Raw genomic sequence first — 17,681 nt, 5'->3', positions numbered from 1 at the left:
AAGTAATGCGGCTAAACACTACCCTTTTAAAATCATGTTAGCAGCTCCTTGGTCAGTAATCAAATATGTCTGACTGGGAGCAAGTTTCATATATGCTGCGATCGCATGACCTTTAGATGATCCGCCGGCCACGGCAACAACACATTTCATCGAAGCGAGATCCTCTAGTTGCAATCCAATTCGGGAAAGCTTTTGGACCACTTCTCCTTTTTCATTGAAGAAATAACCAAATGCTTCACCGACAGCACCTTTCTGTTTAAGTGAATCAATGGCAGTTTGCGACATCGAACGTCTCTTTGCCATCGGAATCGCCTCACCGATGCTATGGATCACCGCATTACTCTGCCTGATCATCTCGATCACTTCTCGAACGGCAGGTTCGCGCAATAACGGCTCATAAGTTTTCTCGCTAACATGTTCAGGAACATAAAGTGCTCTATGTTGGCCCTTGGTTCTTTCGGCCATCTGAGCAGAAATATTGTTAGCCTGAACATCCACTCTTTCTCCGATCCCGCCACGAGCAGGAACGAACATCAAATCGCGCCCGGTTGTTAGTTCTGAGTCCAGCGACTGTGCAACGGCGGCCATTGTTGTGCCGCCCATCACAGCGATTATATTGTGCCCTTGTGGTAACAAAGCCTGCAAAATCTCATTAACAGTCTGCCCCATCGAACACGTCACTGCTTCATCCTCATCACTATCGCCAAAGACCACCAAACAACGAATACCGCCAAATAAGGCAGTTAACTCTTTCTCAGTTGCTTGTAGTGTCAGCATCTGATCCATAAATTCACCCAGACTACGAACGACCAGTGCACCATTTTCGGTAAGAGTCATCCCTGATTTGCTTGAATCGATCAGGCCCTGCTCTTTCAAAAAATCAGTTTCGGTACGAAGGGCTCGCTCACTTAACTTGAGTTGAGCAGCTAAAGTCCTTCGTCCTACTGGCCGATCTGTCTTAATTTTTTTTAAGATCAAAAACCGGCGACTTAAGACATCGATCATATCGGGAACGACAGTTTGAATCCACTCGAGTTCACGGTTCATCGGTCGTCTCTCCCCTGGGACTGATAATGTCCAACAATCTATTTAAATAAGAATCACAATTAAACTGAAAATCCAGCAAACTGTTTCCTTATTTACAAGTGAATTATAACAACAATATAAAGGTATTGCAAGTTTTGTGAAGCAATTTTTTCAAACTCTTCTCGTTCATTTTCATGAAATTATTGCTTTTATACTCAATTGCAGCAACCATATCAACGATATTTGTGAAAATACGAATTATTATTGTGAAAAGGTGAAGACAACTATGAAATTTGTGAACTTTTATTTTTCACTAATATTTTTTTCTTTTAGAAGAGCTGGGAATATTTAACTGTTCACGATATTTTGCAACTGTTCTGCGGGACAATTCTAGTCCCTCTTTTGCCAAAAGTTGACTAATTTTTTGATCCGATAGTGGTTTAAGCTTATTTTCGGCCATTATTGCGGCCTTTATCCGTGCTTTGACATCACTTGCAGTCAAAACTGCCCCTTCTGTACTATAATTTACAGCTTGTGTGAAGAAATACTTTAATTCATATACACCATGTTTCGTTTGCAGATACTTACCATTTACAGTCCGACTGATCGTCGATTCATGCAACTGTAAAGAATTCGCCACATCCCGTAACAACAAAGGTACCAACGCTTGCTTAGGGTCTAGTAAAAAATTTTTTTGCCGTTTAATTATCTCACGACCTCCCCGCAAAAGAGTCGAGCCTCTTTGCTCAATATCGCGATAGATCTCTGCAAATTCTTTTTTCTTATCTTCAGCGTATTTTTTAACTTGCGGATCGTTAGTCTTTAGCATCTCATTAAAATAATTTTCCCTAAAAACGACTTTCGGCAAGGTCTGTTTAGTAGCCTTAACATCTAACTTGTCATCAGCAGCTTCTTTTAAAACGAGATCTGGTTGGATATACCCGATCTCATCTTGGCTATACTCTGAACCGGGAGTAGGAGAAAGTGTTTGGACATAATCTAAAATATCTTGTACTTGAGTCAAAGTGATCTCATATTTTTGTGTCAGTGCTTTCCAATGACGATCAATAAAATCTGAAAAATCATTTTGCAAAATTTCTTCGGTATGTTTTGGAGCAAAATCGTCGTTTCTAGTTTGCAAGATCAAACATTCTTGTAAGTTTCTGGCCCCTACACCCGGCGGATCTAAATTTTGCAAAAGCGTCAATGCATCGATCAGCATCACCTTATCGATCAATTCACTTTTTACCAAAGTCTCTAGATCCAAGTCTAAATATCCATTTGAATCTAAATGATTTACTAAAAAAATGACCCACCCCCGCAGAGGAGTTTTTCTCATGGTCAAATGCACTTGATCTAGCAGATAGTCAAAAAGCGAGCGGCTTTGTTTAGAAGTTGCGAATTCAGTCCAATCCGTTTCATTGTTGGCCGCCTTAGAAACGCTGACGACATTTGAACTAGCATTTGAATTTCGCGGATTGATCACCATAAATGGGTTTTCCAGTTCCTGTTGTTTCAAAAAATTCTGGAGCTCATCCGAGCTAAACTTTAGCATCCTGATTGACTGCTGCATTCTTTGAGTCATTGCCAGTTTTTGAATTTGATTTTGTTGTTGACCAAGTCCTTGTTGCAGTGTCATGCTGACTTCCCCTTTTAAAATTCAATAAGTGGTTTTCAATAAATTTATCTTGTAATTTAATAACATTTAAGTTACTATATATAAGTACGCGCCGGTAGTGTAATGGATCGCACACAAGATTCCGGTTCTTGTAATCAGGGTTCGACTCCCTGCTGGCGCATGGATACTTGACCTAATGTAGCATACGGTTTAAAGCCTTTGATTTCAAAGGCTTTTTTCTTTGCTTACATTTGACTTTTGCCAAGCCAATAGTCAACTTATCGTCCTTTCTTCATCCATCATTATACATTATATATCCAATTAATATCCACTAACGAAAGCGATAAGAAATTAAAATCCTGCACTAAACAAAAAATAATGCTTCAAGTTTGACCTTTTTTGACCTATAGGGTAAACTATAAATCAAAGTCATGAAAAAAGAATTTCATGCAATCAATTAACGAGCAGGAGGTATTTATTACTATGAATTTAGTACCCACAGTTATTGAACAGTCTCCACAAGGAGAACGTGCTTATGATATCTATTCTCGTCTCTTAAAGGATAGGATCATTATGGTTTCTGGTGAAGTCACAGATGACATGGCAAATGCCGTGATCGCGCAGTTGCTTTTCTTAGATGCACAGGACTCTGAAAAAGACATCTATATGTACATCAACTCACCTGGTGGCTCTGTTTCAGCTGGATTGGCCATTTATGACACGATGAATTTCGTAAATTCCGATGTTCAGACTATCGTCTTGGGCATAGCTGCTTCAATGGCATCTATCTTGTCTACGGCAGGTGCTGATGGCAAGCGTTTTGCTCTACCAAACTCTGAAATATTGATCCATCAGCCATTAGGCGGTGCTCAGGGTCAATCAACTGAAATTCAGATCGCTGCTGAGCATATCTCGAAGACACGTAACTTGATCAACAAGATCTTAGCCGAACGCACAGGCCAAGACATCGAAACGATCAACCGCGATACCGAACGTGATAACTTTATGACCGCTGAAGAAGCCGTTAAATATGGTTTGATCGATGGTATTATGAAGAACAAGAAGAAAGCCGAATAAGCTTTAATTTCTAATAACAAAGAACTGTAACTCTACATTGTGAGCTATGGTTCTTTTTTTGGCTTAAAACATAAAAAAGAGCCCTACCTAAAAGATAGAGTTCTCATGGACTACCGAACATTATTTGAAAAAATACCTTTTTGATCAAGCATTTTAATCAGCAAATGTTCCGGTCTTGATTTTATTAGCATATTCATTTATTTTACGTAGACGGTGATTTACACCTGATTTAGAAATCGGACCGCCTTCCACTAGGTCACCCAATTCTTTCAAACTAACTTCCGGATGGGCAACCCGAGAAATAGCAACTTGTTGCAATTTAACCGGCAACTTGTTTAAACCAACAACATCATCGATCAGCTTAATATTTTCGATCTGCTTAGTGGCTGCGTCAGCAACTTTGTTCATATTAGCATTTTCGCAATTCACGATCCGGTTGACCGAATTACGCATATCACGCATAATGCGAATATCCTCAAACTTTAGCATTGAACTTGTTGCCCCGATCAAAGACAAAAAGTCAGCAATCTTTTCTCCCTCTTTTAAATAAGTGATATAGCCGCTACGCCGTTCAGTTTTGCGTGCATTCAAATGATAGTGATTCATCATTTCGCAAATAGAATCATTATGTTCCTCATAGAGTGAATAAATTTCCAAGTGGTAACGACTCGTTTCGGGATTATTCACGGAACCTGTTGCTAAAAAGGCACCGCGTAAATAAGAACGGACAGGGCCATCCGTAGTCAAGAAATCATTGTTCACAGTTTGTTTGATCTGCAAGCCATCAATTATATTCAAGTCATGTAAAACCTCGCTGCTGCCGGAGCGCAGACGAACAATGTATAAATTATTTTTCTTTAACTTCATTTTACGTCTAACGATCAATTCACTCTTGATACCATAAAATTTTTCTAACAACCAATAGATCCTCCGTGCAGTTGCAGGATTTTCGGTTTGAATACTCAACACAAATTGATGATCGATCAAACTTAACGCACCGTTCATACGGATCAATGCCGTCAATTCAGCCTTACCATTTTTAAGATGATTGACCTCTAAAGTAGTCAACTCTTTTTTTACATCACTAGCATAAGACAATACTCCGACCTCCCTTCATTAAAGTGAATAAACTGACTAACAGATTTACCTTAGTTATATCTATCAACGACCCAGGAATTTGGACGACCTGTCAGTCGTATCAGCTCTTCAACGACTTTTTTTCCATTATGAAAAACGCCATGATCTCTGAGTTTCAAAAAATTATCTGAGATCACACGACAATTTTGCTCGCGCAAGCCGGCAAAGTCATATTTGACCTGGTCTAAGATCTCATTATATTTTTGATAATCCATATAATCTTGCGGGACTTCTTCAGTATTTACCAGTACAGTATCCACGAAGTTATCACCCAAATGATTATTTAAAACGCGGACATGATCAGCATCCGTAAACTTCTCAGTTTCACCCTTTTGCGTCATAATATTGCAGATATAGACAACTTCCGCTTGAGTTTCACAAACAGCACGACCAACATTTTCGATCATTAAATTGGGTAAGATACTCGTGAATAAACTACCTGGACCTAATACGATCTGATCTGCCTCCATAATGGCTTTGATCACTTCAGGGCGAGCTTCAGGTTTAGAGCCGTCATTGCTCGTGACCCAGACTTTTTTTATATTTTTCTCAGCAGCAGTGATCTCGGCTTCTCCAGACAAACAAGTGCCATCGCTGAACTCAGCATTCAAAGCCAAGGGAACGCTGGCTGCCGGATAGACCTTGCCGTCGATACGCATCATCTGTGACAGCTTTTGCACGGCGGAAAATATGTCATCACCATTCATCTCTGATAATGCCGCAATAATCAAATTTCCGATCGCATGCCCCGAAAAAAACTGATCTTTGGTATCAAAACGATATTGAAAAATATCTTTATAAATCTGAGGGATATCAGACAAAGCTACTAGAACATTTCTAATATCTCCAGGTGGGACAACATTGATATAATCCCTGATCACGCCAGATGACCCGCCATCATCAGCCACAGTTACCACCGCAGTAATATCAGCATTTTTCTTACGCAGTCCATGTAATACGACCGGCAAGCCAGTTCCTCCCCCGATCACTACTATTTTAGGGCGCTGACCATTTCTATTACAATTACTCATGACCGGTTAACAGTCTCCTTCCGCTTGTTCATGTCGCGGTGTGAGATCCGCACCGGATATTTTTTCTTTAACCGTTTGCCGATCAAGTTAGTCAGTGCCACTGACCGATGTTGACCGCCTGTACAGCCTATCGCGATAACTACACTTGATTTGCCTTCTTTAACATAACCTGGAAGGATCGATTCAAGTAAGTGCGCAAATTGTTCGTAAAAACTTTGGGCACCGATTGAATTCATGACATAATCCTCAACAGGTTTATCCAAGCCCGTTTTACCCTTTAGTTCTGGTACATAATAAGGATTAGGCAGGAAGCGAACATCCATAACGATATCGGCATCGATCGGCAAACCATATTTAAAGCCGAATGACAAAACTTCAATATGAAAAGGAGTTTCCTTGCCGCTTTCAAACGTATGGAATATTTCTTCACGCAACTGTCGCGGAGACAATTTAGTTGTATCAATCACCAGCTGCGCCTGCGTTTTGATTTCAGCCAGTAGTTCCCTTTCCTTAGCAATCCCATCTAACAACCGACCTTCACGAGCTAAAGGATGTGCTCGTCTGGTTTCTTTATACCGAGAAACCAGTTCTTCATTAGATGCATCAAGAAAAACAATTTTTACATTGACAGCTCTTTGATCCTCAATATTATGCAATATCTCAATGATCTGATCATAAAATGAACGCGAACGTAAATCGATCCCCAAAGCAACTTTTTGAATTTTACCAGTATCTTGCAGCAACTCATAAAACTTTGGAATCAATGTCGGTGGCATATTGTCAATGCAAAAATAACCTAAATCTTCAAAACTTTGCATTGCAACTGTCTTACCAGCACCACTCATCCCTGTTAAAATTACTAGTTCAAATTGTTCACTCATTATCGATCCTCCAATTTCAAACATTCTTTCCTAGAATACCACAACAATCCGGGCGTGTCATTAAATATAATCACTTCTTAAACTATTATTTCTTTGTATTTCGCCCGGCAACACAAATTGCATGATAAAATTAAGCCTCTATACCGAAAATATTGAATTTGATTTGATTTCCCGTCGGGGTTGCAGCCAATCCTCCTAGCCCAGTTTCACGAAGTTCTCGCGGCATTCTTTCACCAACATCTTTCATTGCCATGATAACTTCATCAGCTGGGATCGTGTTAGTCAATCCTGCTAAAGCCATATCAGCGGCAGCCAAAGCATTGACTGCACCAACAACATTTCGATCCACACATGGTACTTCAACCAAACCTGCAACCGGATCACAAACCAAACCCAACAAATTACTTAACGAAAATGCAAAAGCCTCCGCAGACTGTTGCGGTGTCCCACCACTAACTTCAACTGCAGCAGCGGCAGCCATTGCAGAAGCACTGCCGACTTCAGCCTGACAGCCGCCTGTCGCGCCAGCGATCGTGGCATGATTAGCCACGATCAAGCCAAAACCGCTAGCACACAATAAAAAGTCGATTTCATTCCTCCGACTTAAATTCAACTTTTTTTCTAATGCAAACAAAACACCCGGCAAAGTTCCAGAAGATCCCGCTGTTGGAGCAGCACAAACAACTCCCATAGCGGCATTGACCTCATTTGTGGCGATCGCATTTTCCATCGCCGTCAAGACTATGTCGCCAGAAAGAGTTTTCCCTCGTTGATGATACTTGGCCAATTTTGCCGCCTGGTGTCCAGTCAAACCCGTTTTTGACGCAACACCGTTTCCAGTCAAGCCTTTACTTGCTGCCAAGCTCATTGCTGTCAACTGTTCGCTCATTTGCTTTATGATCTCTTCGGCCGTTTTACCAGAATATGTACTTTCTTGTTCGAGCATCAGCTTTGCGATGGTTACACCGCGTTGTTGAGCAGTTTGCACTATTTCAGCAATACTTTGATACATTTTTTTCTCCTTACTCATAAACAAATTAAATTGTCACAATATTTTTGAATTTTTCTTTCGAGATCATTAACTGGCATTTCTTTTAAATTAAGGGCATATAAATTTTCCCATTCCGCAAAATGACAAAAGTTTTGTGCAGTGACGATCGATCCCATATCAGATAACTTTTCTAAGATCTTGACTAGTGATCGAGGAGAACACTTAAACAAGATGACTGGAAGTGAACCAGGCAATTCAATGTTATATCCATCAAGTTCGATCTGCTTGACCTCGATTTTTCCTCCCCCAATAGAACAACCACAAAGAAAAATCTTGTTTTTGCCGTCACTCAATGTAATTGCAGCCGTGTTCGGGTGGCCGATCGGACTTGGTTCACTTAATTCATTGATCTGCAAAGAGATGGCTTGTGCTTTGATTATTTCTAGGGAGTTCGCAAGTGCCGGATTATCTGCATCCATTCCAAGGATCCCTCCCACTATTGCAAGATCAGTTCCGTGGCCGACATGTGTTTTGGCAAAAGATTCATAGTAATCAATTCTTATTTTTTGTGGTCTATTCTTTAAAAGCTGCCCTGCTTTCTTGCCAAGTTTAGCCGCTCCTGCTGTATGCGAACTTGACGGTCCGACCATGACCGGCCCCACTATATCAAAAATACTCTGATATTTTTCCTCCATTTTTACACCTCTGGCAACAATTATATTCATGGTATATTTTGTTCATGATGAGCTCAGTTACTCAAGCTCCGAAAACGAACTTTTTCACAGCTTGAACGTTCTTCTCAATTATATATTTTTTGCGTTCATTAGAAAACCTTCGCTGCAAAATCAGAAATAAAAAAAGACTCAGGAGATCCCTTGAGTCAAATTTTACTTGTTATTCAACAACTTTACGTTCATATGGATCTGAAGAAATGCCTTCAGATAAGATTTTTTTAGCCCACTCTTGAGCTGAGAACAAGGAATGGTCACGATAGTTCCCACAGCTCTTAATATCAGTTCCTTGAACATCATCCCATGATGCTTGAGAAATATCTTCCAAGGACTTCTTCAAAGCTGTTGCCACTTCAACGGTGTCATGTTCACCCCAAGTAATCAAATGAAATCCTGTCCGGCAGCCAAATGGAGAACAATCGATCACACCATCCATATAGTCACGCAAGTAGCCTGCTAACATGTGCTCGATAGTATGCAATCCTGCAGTAGGAATAGCATTTTCATTAGGTTGAACCAAGCGCAGATCGTAATTAGCGATCTTATCACCTTTGGCGCCTTCTTCAGTAGTGATCAAACGAACATAGGGAGCTTTAACAGCTGTATGGTCCAATGTAAAACTTTCAACTTTTGCCAAAATGATCTCTCCAATCTTCAAATAAATATAAATCAACTTTAGCAGTTTCACTGTAAAATGCAAGTTATCTACCTGCAAAAGTATCAATTAGCTATTCATGCTTGCTCTTTTCTAAAACGCCTTTTAAATACTGACCGGTATAACTTTCTTTACAATCAGCAACCTCTTCTGGCGTACCGGTCACAACGATTTGACCTCCGCCTTCTCCGCCTTCAGGTCCCAGATCGATAAGATGATCAGAAGTTTTGATCACGTCTAAATTATGTTCGATCACTAAAACGGTGTTTCCTTTATCAACCAATCTTTGTAAAACGGTCAACAAATTTTTAACGTCTTCTGTGTGCAGACCAGTTGTAGGTTCATCTAAAATATAAAATGTTTTGCCGTTTGATTTACGGTGTAATTCAGATGCAAGTTTCATTCGCTGAGCCTCGCCGCCAGATAAGGTAGTGGCCGGCTGGCCCAGTTTCACATAGCCTAATCCAACATCCATAATAGTTTGCAGCTTACGTTTGATCTTAGGAATAGGTTCAAAGAAAGCCAAGGCCTCTTCCACAGTCATATCTAAGATCTCAGAAATATTTTTACCCTTATACTCGATTTCCAAAGTTTCCGAATTAAAACGTGTACCATGGCAAACTTCACATGGCACATAGACATCTGGTAAGAAGTTCATCGCAATTTTAATGATCCCGTCACCTTTGCAAGCTTCACAACGTCCGCCTTTAACGTTAAAACTAAACCTGCCCTTACTATAACCGCGCATTTTTGCCTCGTTTGTTTGAGCAAACAAAGCTCTCACATCGTCAAATACACCGGTATAAGTGGCCGGATTACTCCGTGGTGTCCGTCCGATCGGTGACTGATCAATATCGATAACTTTTTCCAACGAATCAAAGCCAGAGATCTTCTTGTATTTCCCTGGTTTTTCAGAATTACGTGTTAACTTTTGTGCTAAAGCACGTTTTAAAATCATGTTGACCAAAGTTGATTTACCAGAACCTGAAACACCAGTCACAGTTATAAACTTACCCAAGGGAAAGTCAACTGTGATGTCTTTTAAATTATTTTCACTGGCACCAGTAACCGTAACAACTTTGCCATTACCTTGCCGGCGTTTTTTAGGAACCGAGATATAACGTTTGCCAGCCAGATATTGTCCCGTAATTGATTTAGCAGATCTTTCGACCTGTTTAGGTGTCCCGCTAGCCATAACTTGTCCGCCGTTAACACCAGCACCAGGGCCAATATCCACAATATAATCCGCAGCACGCATCGTATCCTCATCGTGCTCAACTACTATTAAAGTATTACCCAGATCACGCATTTTTTTCAGTGAAGCGATCAAACGGTCATTATCTCGTTGATGCAGACCGATCGAAGGCTCATCTAAGATATACATAACCCCTGAAAGGTTAGAACCGATCTGAGTTGCCAAGCGGATCCGTTGCGCTTCACCACCAGACAAAGTCCTGGCCGACCGACTCAAAGTCAAATAATCCAAACCAACGTTTTGCAAAAATGACAGCCGATCTTTAATTTCTTTCAGGATCGGCTGCGCGATCTGCTGATCTTGCTTTGAGAAGGTTAATCCAGCAAAAAAGCCCAGTGAATCGCCAATCGCATAATCAGAAACCTCACCAATATGCTTGCCACCGATCTTGACTGACAGAGCTTTGCGGTTTAAACGATAGCCATGACAAGTCTGACAAGTTAAACTTGTCATATATTTTCTCATAACATCACGGGTAAAATCACTGTTCGTTTCACGATAACGACGTGAAACATTGTTGACTACACCCTCAAATTGCATGTCTAAGTCACGCTTACCGCCAAAGTCATTTTCAAAGGTAAAATGGAAAGTTTTGCTACCCGCTCCATACAAGACAGTCTTTTGTTGCTTTTTTGGCAACTTTTTGAATGGAGTATCCAAATCGATCCCAAATGTTTCGCAAGCTTCAGCCAGCAAAGTCGGGTAATATTGGGAGCTGATCGGATTCCAAGGTGCTAAAGCGCCCTCCCTTAAAGTTTTGTCTTTATCTGGCACTACCAAATCAACATCCACTTCAAGTTTAACGCCTAATCCGTCACAATCAGGGCAAGCACCAAATGGAGCATTAAAAGAAAACAAGCGTGGTTCTAATTCACCGATCGTAAACCCACAATAAGGACACGCAAAATTCTCTGAAAATTGAATGGTCTCACCATCGATCACATCAGCGTATGCATAACCCCCAGACAAGCGCAACGCCGATTCAAATGAATCAAAAAGCCGGGACCTGACAGTTGGTTTGACAACGATTCGATCCACAACGACTGAGATAGAATGCTTAATGTTCTTATCCAGCTCCAATGTTTCTTCAACATCATGGGATTCTCCATCAACGATCAGTCTGACAAAACCCTCACGCTTGATCTTTTCGAAGACCTTTTTATGTTGCCCCTTTTTTTCACGAACGACAGGTGCCAAGACCTGCAGCTTAGTTCTTTCTGGTAGAGATAATACCCGATCCACCATTTGTTCAGGTGATTGGCTGGTGATCTTATGACCATCATTTGGACAAATCGGTGTCCCAACACGTCCCCATAAAAGACGCAAATAATCATTGATCTCAGTCACAGTTCCCACAGTTGACCGAGGATTTTTAGAAGTTGTCTTTTGGTCGATCGATATTGCCGGAGATAAACCGTCGATCGAATCAACATCTGGTTTGTCCATTTGTCCTAAAAATTGCCTAGCATATGCTGACAGACTTTCCACGTAACGGCGTTGTCCTTCAGCGTATAAGGTATCAAAGGCCAGTGAACTCTTACCTGAACCAGACAGCCCAGTCATAACGACCAATTTATTTTTGGGAATAGCAACATCAATGTTTTCTAAATTATGCGCCCGTGCGCCATGGATCACAATTTTATCCTGTGCCAATCTCTCTCCCTCTTTCAAACATTTATCTATTAACAGCAAATAAGCAAACTATCTAACTGATCTGTGCTTTTAATTCCAAAATAGTATCACGTAAAGTTGCTGCGTCTTCAAAGTTAAGCTGTTTTGACGCTTGCCTCATTTGATTTTCTAAGCTCTCGATCATTTCTTTTTGGTCTGACTTCTTCATGTTTGAGAAATCAACTCCCTCAGATTCCTTCTTCTTATCATTAACAGGCAATACTCCAGAGATCGAAGCCCGAATATCTTTTTTAATGGTCTGAGGAATAACACCATGATCTTTATTATATTTTTGTTGGATCTCACGACGTCTCTGAGTTTCATCCATCGCTCTTTGCATTGAATCAGTCACATTATCTGCATACAAAATAACATGTCCATGCTCATTTCTAGCAGCCCGTCCGATAGTTTGGATCAAAGATCTTTCATTACGTAAGAACCCTTCTTTATCTGCATCTAAAATAGCTATCAAAGAAACCTCAGGAACATCGATCCCTTCACGCAGCAAATTAATTCCTACTAAAACATCAAACTTACCCAAACGCAAGTCACGAATGATCTCAGTTCTTTCTAAAGTCTTGATATCCGAATGAAGATATTTGACCTTGATCCCTAATTCCTTAAAGTAATCAGATAAATCTTCAGCCATTTTTTTAGTCAAGGTAGTTACAAAGACACGTTCTTTTCTTTCAACCCGTTTATTGATCTCCGCGACCAGATCTTCCATTTGCCCTTCAGTTTTTCGCACCTCAACTTCTGGATCCAACAAACCAGTTGGCCGAATGATCTGTTCGACCACATCATCAGTCTGTTCATGTTCATATGGACCTGGAGTCGCAGACATGTAAACGATTTGGTTGACATGTTTTTCGAATTCAGCTAGTTTTAGCGGTCGATTATCAAGCGCACTTGGTAATCGAAAGCCATAATCGACCAGCATTTGTTTCCGAGAACGGTCACCATTATACATACCACGCACCTGTGGCATAGTAACGTGAGATTCATCAACAACGATCAAAAAATCTTTTGGAAAGAAATCAAGCAGTGTAAATGGCGGCTCTCCAGGTTTGCGTCCATCCATATGGCGTGAATAATTCTCGATTCCTGAACAATAACCCATTTCTTTCAACATTTCAACGTCATAAGTAGTCCGTTGTTCCAAACGTTGAGCTTCCAACAATTTATTGTCAGCCTTCATCTCGGCGGTCCTATCTTTTAATTCCTCTTCAATACCACTAACGGCTTCTTCCATTCGTTCCTCGTTAGTCATAAAGTGGGTAGCCGGAAAGATGGCTACGTGATCACGATCACCCAATATCTCACCAGTTAATGGATCGACCTCACGAATTCGATCGATTTCGTCACCAAAGAACTCGACTCTTAAAGCACGCTCATCGTGAGAAGCTGGGAAAATTTCCACAACATCACCACGAACACGAAAACGACCACGTTGAAAATCGATGTCGTTGCGCTCAAATTGAATATCCACTAGTTGACCCAACAAACGGTCACGTTCTATCTCTTGACCAACACGTAACGAAATCGTGTGAGCTTTATATTCCGACGGATCACCTAATCCGAAGATAGAAGAAACTGAGGCAACAACGATCACATCGTTTCTTTCTAACAAAGAACTTGTGGCTGAATGCCGCAACTTATCGATCTCGTCATTGATACTTGAGTCTTTCTCAATATACGTATCACTTGAGGGCACATAAGCTTCCGGTTGGTAATAGTCATAATAACTTACAAAATATTCGACAGCATTATTAGGAAAGAACTCTTTAAACTCACCATATAATTGCCCCGCTAATGTTTTATTGTGCGCTAATACCAGTGTTGGCTTATTAACATTCTTAATTACATTTGAAATAGTAAAAGTTTTACCTGTCCCTGTCGCGCCCAATAAAATCTGTGCTTTTTCGCCATTCTTGATTCCAGTGGTCAATTCATCGATTGCTTGAGGTTGGTCACCAGTCGGTTGATACTTTGAAACAAGTTCAAATTCATGATCATCTTGTCTTTCGATCACCATAGATCCCCCCGATCATTCTCCGTTTCAGGCCAAAGCCAGCAATGTATATTGTAGCATACCGAACATGTTTTCGCTATATTTTTGATTGACTTTACTTGTTTTATAGTAGACTTGCAAATAGCAGAAGGCGGCGCTTGCTCAACTTCCACGTTGCAAAGTTAAAAGCGTCTTATACCGTGAAGATCCGTGGCCTTCTCCTTCTATACGCCATGATTTGCTCTTCATGTATAAAAATAGAGATGAAGCAACAACTCCACCCCTAAAGTTTGGCTCATCAAAATAACAAACTAATGACTTGCTGTTGTTTTCCTCTCAAGTCAATCTATCCTAAATCGCCAAGCTATTAAATTTACTGATCATTCATTAACAAATTGATCAATTGCTTTTTCAAAATCAGCCCGTTTTTGTTGAGCTTTTTCATTTGTATCTGCTTGTGTACCAATATAAAACTTGATCTTTGGTTCAGTACCTGAAGGACGAATAGCGATCCAAGTTCCATCTTCTAATAGGTACTTCAGAACATTAGCTTCAGGAAGTTCGATCGTTTCGATCGTTCCATCCGCAAATTTCTTTTCAGACTTAGCAAAATCTTCCATCGCGGTAACTGAATAACCTGCAAACGAAGTTGGTGCTTCATCACGAAACTTAGCCATCAAGCTTTCGATTTGAGCAGCACCTTCTATCCCATCAAATGTCCGTGAGATAGTCTTTTCAGCGAAATACCCGTACTCTTTAAATAAATCTTGCAAGCCGTCATAAAGATTTTTACCTTGTTCACGATAGAAAGCAGCAACTTCCGCTAACATTACCAAAGATTGAATAGCATCTTTGTCGCGCACGAAGGGTTTGATCAAGTAGCCATAACTTTCTTCAAAGCCAAACATGAAGTTCTGACTATTATTTGCCTGAAAATCCTTGATCTGTTCAGCGATAAATTTAAAGCCTGTCAGCACATTGATCATTCGTGCATGATGTTTTTCAGCAATTTTTGTTGCAAATTCGCTAGAAACGATCGATTTAACAACAGCAGCATTTTCTGACAAACTACCATCTTTTTCATGTGCGATCAAAATGTAATTCAACATTAATGCGGCAATCTGGTTACCAGTCAATAATTGATATTCACCATCCGGCTGACGAACAGCTGCACCTAAACGGTCTGCATCTGGGTCAACAGCGATCAAAAGATCAGCATTTTGTTCTTGACCTAACTTGATCGAAAGGTCAAAAGCTGCAGCATCTTCTGGGTTGGGCTTTTTCACTGTTGGGAAATCACCATCAGCAATAGCCTGTTCCGGAACCATCGTGAAATTTTTGAAACCTGCTTGGCGCAAAGCTTTTTCGCCGAGCATTGCCCCTGTGCCATGTAAGGGGCTAAAAATCAATTTCATGGTTTGGCCCTCTTTTTCGACTAATTCATTATTGATAGTAACGTTTTTGATTTCAGCCAAGTATGCCTGGTCAACTTGGTCACCGATCACTTCTAACATCTTATCAGAAATCAATTTGTCTTTATCAGCAACCTTGATCGCAAAAAGATCATCAGCCTGACGAATATACTTGGTGATCAAGTCAGACTCTTTAGGAGGCATTTGTGCGCCATCTTCTCCATATATCTTATAGCCATTATATTCTTTGGGGTTGTGGCTAGCAGTGATCATGATCCCGGCATAAGTGTGTAAGTGCCGGACCGTAAAGGATAGTTCTGGTGTTGGACGTAAGCTTTCAAACACAAAAGATTTGATACCATGTGCACCCAAAACCTTAGCCGATTCATATGCAAATTCTTGTGAATGATGTCTAGAATCATAACTAATAGCAACTCCGCGTTTCTTAACGTCATCGTTTAATGTGTCCATAAAAGATGCTAATCCTTCAGTTGCCTGGCGTACTGTGTAGATGTTCATGCGGTTGATTCCTGCGCCCAAAACGCCACGCATCCCGGCAGTCCCAAATTCAAGCGGGGCATAAAAAGCGTCTTCCAACGCATCCTTATCTCCAGCCAAACCATCTAATTCTTTTTTTAAACTTGATTCTAAATCATTATTATTTTTCCAGACTTTATAAGTGTCTTCCCAGCTCATGCTTTCCACTCCTTGTAAAAATTATGTCTTTCAAGTATAAGTATAACTATTCACGTCACTTATTACCACTCAAAACTAAGGCGTTTTCTGGGAGTGTCAAGAAGTTTGTGTAAATGAAAATCCCTTCTCCTGGCAAAATAAAGTATTAATCGAAAAGTGATTCTAACGTGTCTTTGACTTGACCAAATCCGCGATGGCTACGATTGAAGTACTTTTCGTTATAGCTTATGACTTGAACTCCAATGAAATTGTCTAAAGATTTTTCGTTTGGAAATTGTTCCTTTGGTTTGGTCTTGCGTTTGATTCTTTTGTTCAGTGATTCTAAGATATTGGTTGAATAAATTGTTGGTCGAATGGCCGGGGGAAAACTCAGGAAAGCTAATAGTTCATTTTCAATGGATTTAAGTTGCTGGATCAGATTGGAATACGATTTCCCCCATGCACCATAAAAATCATTTAAGATCTTGTGTGCTGCAGTTACATCGGTCGCTGAATGCAACTCTTTAAAGTCATTTAAGATCGCCTCACGATCTTTTAAACGCACATGCGAACCAATATTGCGCATAACATGTACTAGGCATCTTTGAAATTTAGCTTTCGGGAAAGCGTGCAATAATGCTGGCTGCAGACCAACCATTCCATCTGCAATGATCAACTGGACTTGTTCTAATCCACGTTTTTTAAGATCTTCTGCCATTTCTGACCAAACTCCTGTATTTTCACTTGGAGCGATTCGATAATCAAGAACTTCTTTGATGCCGACAGATGTAATACCTAAAGCAATATAGACCGCTTCTCTTTGAACTGAATCGCGGCGCAAAGGTAAGTAAGTTGCATCTAAGAAAAGACAAACATAGTTTGCCTTAATAGTTCGTTGATGAAAAGCTTCAATCTGTTTTGTTACCTGAGCAGTGATATTAGAAACAGTACTAGGTGAATAATAAGAGCCATACATTTTTTCAATCAAATCTGCAATTTCACGGGTCGTAACGCCCTTGGAATAAAGCTGAATGATTGTTGTTTCTAAAGCGTCCTGACGACGAGAATAAGCTGGAAGCAGGTGGTTATGAAAATGGCCTTTACGGTCACGCGGCACAGCAATTTTCAACTTACCATATTCAGAGTCAATTAAACGATAATACTGGCCATTACGAGAATTGCCAGTATTAAAGCCACTGCGGTCATAAGGATCATAACCAAGTAAGGCAGTCAGTTCAGCTTGCAAGATGTGATTAATAGCCGTTTCGAGTTGTTGACGAAAAAGTTCTTTAACATCGCCATTTGACAATAGAGTTTTGGTTAGATTTTTGGTAAACTGATCCATGGGGAATCCCTCCGTTTTGGTTTGATTTGGATGATTTAATCATACGGGGAAGGGATTCCCTTTTCAACAGGACTTTTATTCATTTACACAAACTATTTTATACTCTCCGTTTTCTCCTTAAGTCCGCCAATTATATGAGTTTTGCTAACTTAAATCTTGTATTTA

The 17,681-nt window shown here is 40.3% G+C and carries 13 protein-coding genes and 1 tRNA gene; 2 read left to right on the top strand and 12 right to left on the bottom strand.

Annotated elements, in window-relative coordinates; genetic code table 11:
- Nucleotides 1-18: 18 nt before the first annotated feature.
- Together BQ5903_RS04215 and rpoN are read right to left on the bottom strand one after the other, a co-directional pair.
- The gene (locus BQ5903_RS04215; protein WP_079578946.1) at nt 19-1,047 is read right to left on the bottom strand and encodes a sugar-binding transcriptional regulator; all 1,029 of its coding nucleotides are present in this window, start codon (nt 1,045-1,047) and stop codon (nt 19-21) included.
- A gap of 292 nt (nt 1,048-1,339) precedes the next feature.
- The gene (gene rpoN, locus BQ5903_RS04210) at nt 1,340-2,665 is read right to left on the bottom strand and encodes an RNA polymerase factor sigma-54 (RefSeq protein ID WP_079578944.1); all 1,326 of its coding nucleotides are present in this window, start codon (nt 2,663-2,665) and stop codon (nt 1,340-1,342) included.
- An 88-nt stretch (nt 2,666-2,753) separates the two neighbouring features.
- Here rpoN and BQ5903_RS04205 point away from each other — a divergent pair.
- Nucleotides 2,754-2,825 (top strand) — tRNA-Arg (locus BQ5903_RS04205).
- A 302-nt stretch (nt 2,826-3,127) separates the two neighbouring features.
- Nucleotides 3,128-3,721, top strand: a complete 594-nt coding sequence (locus tag BQ5903_RS04200) for an ATP-dependent Clp protease proteolytic subunit (RefSeq protein ID WP_010497992.1) — start codon at nt 3,128-3,130, stop codon at nt 3,719-3,721.
- 153 nt (nt 3,722-3,874) lie between these two features.
- On the opposite strand, the gene whiA is transcribed toward BQ5903_RS04200, so the two are convergent.
- The 10 genes from whiA to BQ5903_RS04150 form a co-directional block, all read right to left on the bottom strand.
- Nucleotides 3,875-4,819 carry a DNA-binding protein WhiA gene (gene whiA / locus BQ5903_RS04195; RefSeq protein ID WP_079578942.1) on the bottom strand — a complete coding sequence of 315 codons (945 nt, stop codon included), beginning with the start codon at nt 4,817-4,819 and terminating at the stop codon, nt 3,875-3,877.
- 50 nt (nt 4,820-4,869) lie between these two features.
- The gene (locus BQ5903_RS04190; RefSeq protein WP_079578940.1) at nt 4,870-5,889 is read right to left on the bottom strand and encodes a gluconeogenesis factor YvcK family protein; all 1,020 of its coding nucleotides are present in this window, start codon (nt 5,887-5,889) and stop codon (nt 4,870-4,872) included.
- A complete protein-coding gene (gene rapZ, locus BQ5903_RS04185) occupies nt 5,886-6,770 on the bottom strand; it encodes an RNase adapter RapZ (RefSeq protein WP_079578938.1) in 885 nt (294 codons plus the stop codon). The genes BQ5903_RS04190 and rapZ overlap by 4 nt, the downstream gene beginning before the upstream one ends.
- Nucleotides 6,771-6,900: 130 nt before the next feature.
- Nucleotides 6,901-7,782, bottom strand: a complete 882-nt coding sequence (gene sdaAA / locus BQ5903_RS04180; protein ID WP_079578936.1) for an L-serine ammonia-lyase, iron-sulfur-dependent, subunit alpha — start codon at nt 7,780-7,782, stop codon at nt 6,901-6,903.
- A 14-nt stretch (nt 7,783-7,796) separates the two neighbouring features.
- Nucleotides 7,797-8,456 carry a serine dehydratase beta chain gene (locus BQ5903_RS04175; RefSeq protein WP_079578934.1) on the bottom strand — a complete coding sequence of 220 codons (660 nt, stop codon included), beginning with the start codon at nt 8,454-8,456 and terminating at the stop codon, nt 7,797-7,799.
- Nucleotides 8,457-8,655: 199 nt separating this feature from the next.
- A complete protein-coding gene (locus BQ5903_RS04170) occupies nt 8,656-9,129 on the bottom strand; it encodes an S-ribosylhomocysteine lyase (protein WP_010497972.1) in 474 nt (157 codons plus the stop codon).
- A 91-nt stretch (nt 9,130-9,220) separates the two neighbouring features.
- Nucleotides 9,221-12,055, bottom strand: a complete 2,835-nt coding sequence (uvrA, locus tag BQ5903_RS04165; protein WP_079578932.1) for an excinuclease ABC subunit UvrA — start codon at nt 12,053-12,055, stop codon at nt 9,221-9,223.
- A 52-nt stretch (nt 12,056-12,107) separates the two neighbouring features.
- The gene (gene uvrB / locus BQ5903_RS04160; protein ID WP_079578930.1) at nt 12,108-14,105 is read right to left on the bottom strand and encodes an excinuclease ABC subunit UvrB; all 1,998 of its coding nucleotides are present in this window, start codon (nt 14,103-14,105) and stop codon (nt 12,108-12,110) included.
- A gap of 359 nt (nt 14,106-14,464) precedes the next feature.
- On the bottom strand, nt 14,465-16,192 hold the full coding sequence (locus BQ5903_RS04155) for a phospho-sugar mutase (protein WP_010497966.1): 1,728 nt from the start codon (nt 16,190-16,192) through the stop codon (nt 14,465-14,467).
- 145 nt (nt 16,193-16,337) lie between these two features.
- Nucleotides 16,338-17,516: an IS256 family transposase gene (locus BQ5903_RS04150; RefSeq protein ID WP_079578928.1), complete on the bottom strand. Its 1,179-nt coding sequence runs from the start codon at nt 17,514-17,516 to the stop codon at nt 16,338-16,340.
- Nucleotides 17,517-17,681: the final 165 nt, after the last annotated feature.

This window comes from Ligilactobacillus acidipiscis (assembly GCF_900116935.1).
Taxonomy (GTDB): Bacteria; Bacillota; Bacilli; order Lactobacillales; family Lactobacillaceae; genus Ligilactobacillus; species Ligilactobacillus acidipiscis.
This window is presented reverse-complemented; position numbering and strand designations above follow the sequence as displayed.

Bases quoted from the DNA above. Each gene is read 5' to 3' on its own strand.
- BQ5903_RS04215 (WP_079578946.1), bottom strand. From the start codon at position 1,047: ATGAACCGTGAACTCGAGTGGATTCAAACTGTCGTTCCCGATATGATC.
- rpoN (WP_079578944.1), bottom strand. From the start codon at position 2,665: ATGACACTGCAACAAGGACTTGGTCAACAACAAAATCAAATTCAAAAA.
- BQ5903_RS04200 (WP_010497992.1), top strand. From the start codon at position 3,128: ATGAATTTAGTACCCACAGTTATTGAACAGTCTCCACAAGGAGAACGT.
- BQ5903_RS04190 (WP_079578940.1), bottom strand. From the start codon at position 5,889: ATGAGTAATTGTAATAGAAATGGTCAGCGCCCTAAAATAGTAGTGATC.
- rapZ (WP_079578938.1), bottom strand. From the start codon at position 6,770: ATGAGTGAACAATTTGAACTAGTAATTTTAACAGGGATGAGTGGTGCT.
- sdaAA (WP_079578936.1), bottom strand. From the start codon at position 7,782: ATGTATCAAAGTATTGCTGAAATAGTGCAAACTGCTCAACAACGCGGT.
- BQ5903_RS04175 (WP_079578934.1), bottom strand. From the start codon at position 8,456: ATGGAGGAAAAATATCAGAGTATTTTTGATATAGTGGGGCCGGTCATG.
- BQ5903_RS04155 (WP_010497966.1), bottom strand. From the start codon at position 16,192: ATGAGCTGGGAAGACACTTATAAAGTCTGGAAAAATAATAATGATTTA.
- BQ5903_RS04150 (WP_079578928.1), bottom strand. From the start codon at position 17,516: ATGGATCAGTTTACCAAAAATCTAACCAAAACTCTATTGTCAAATGGC.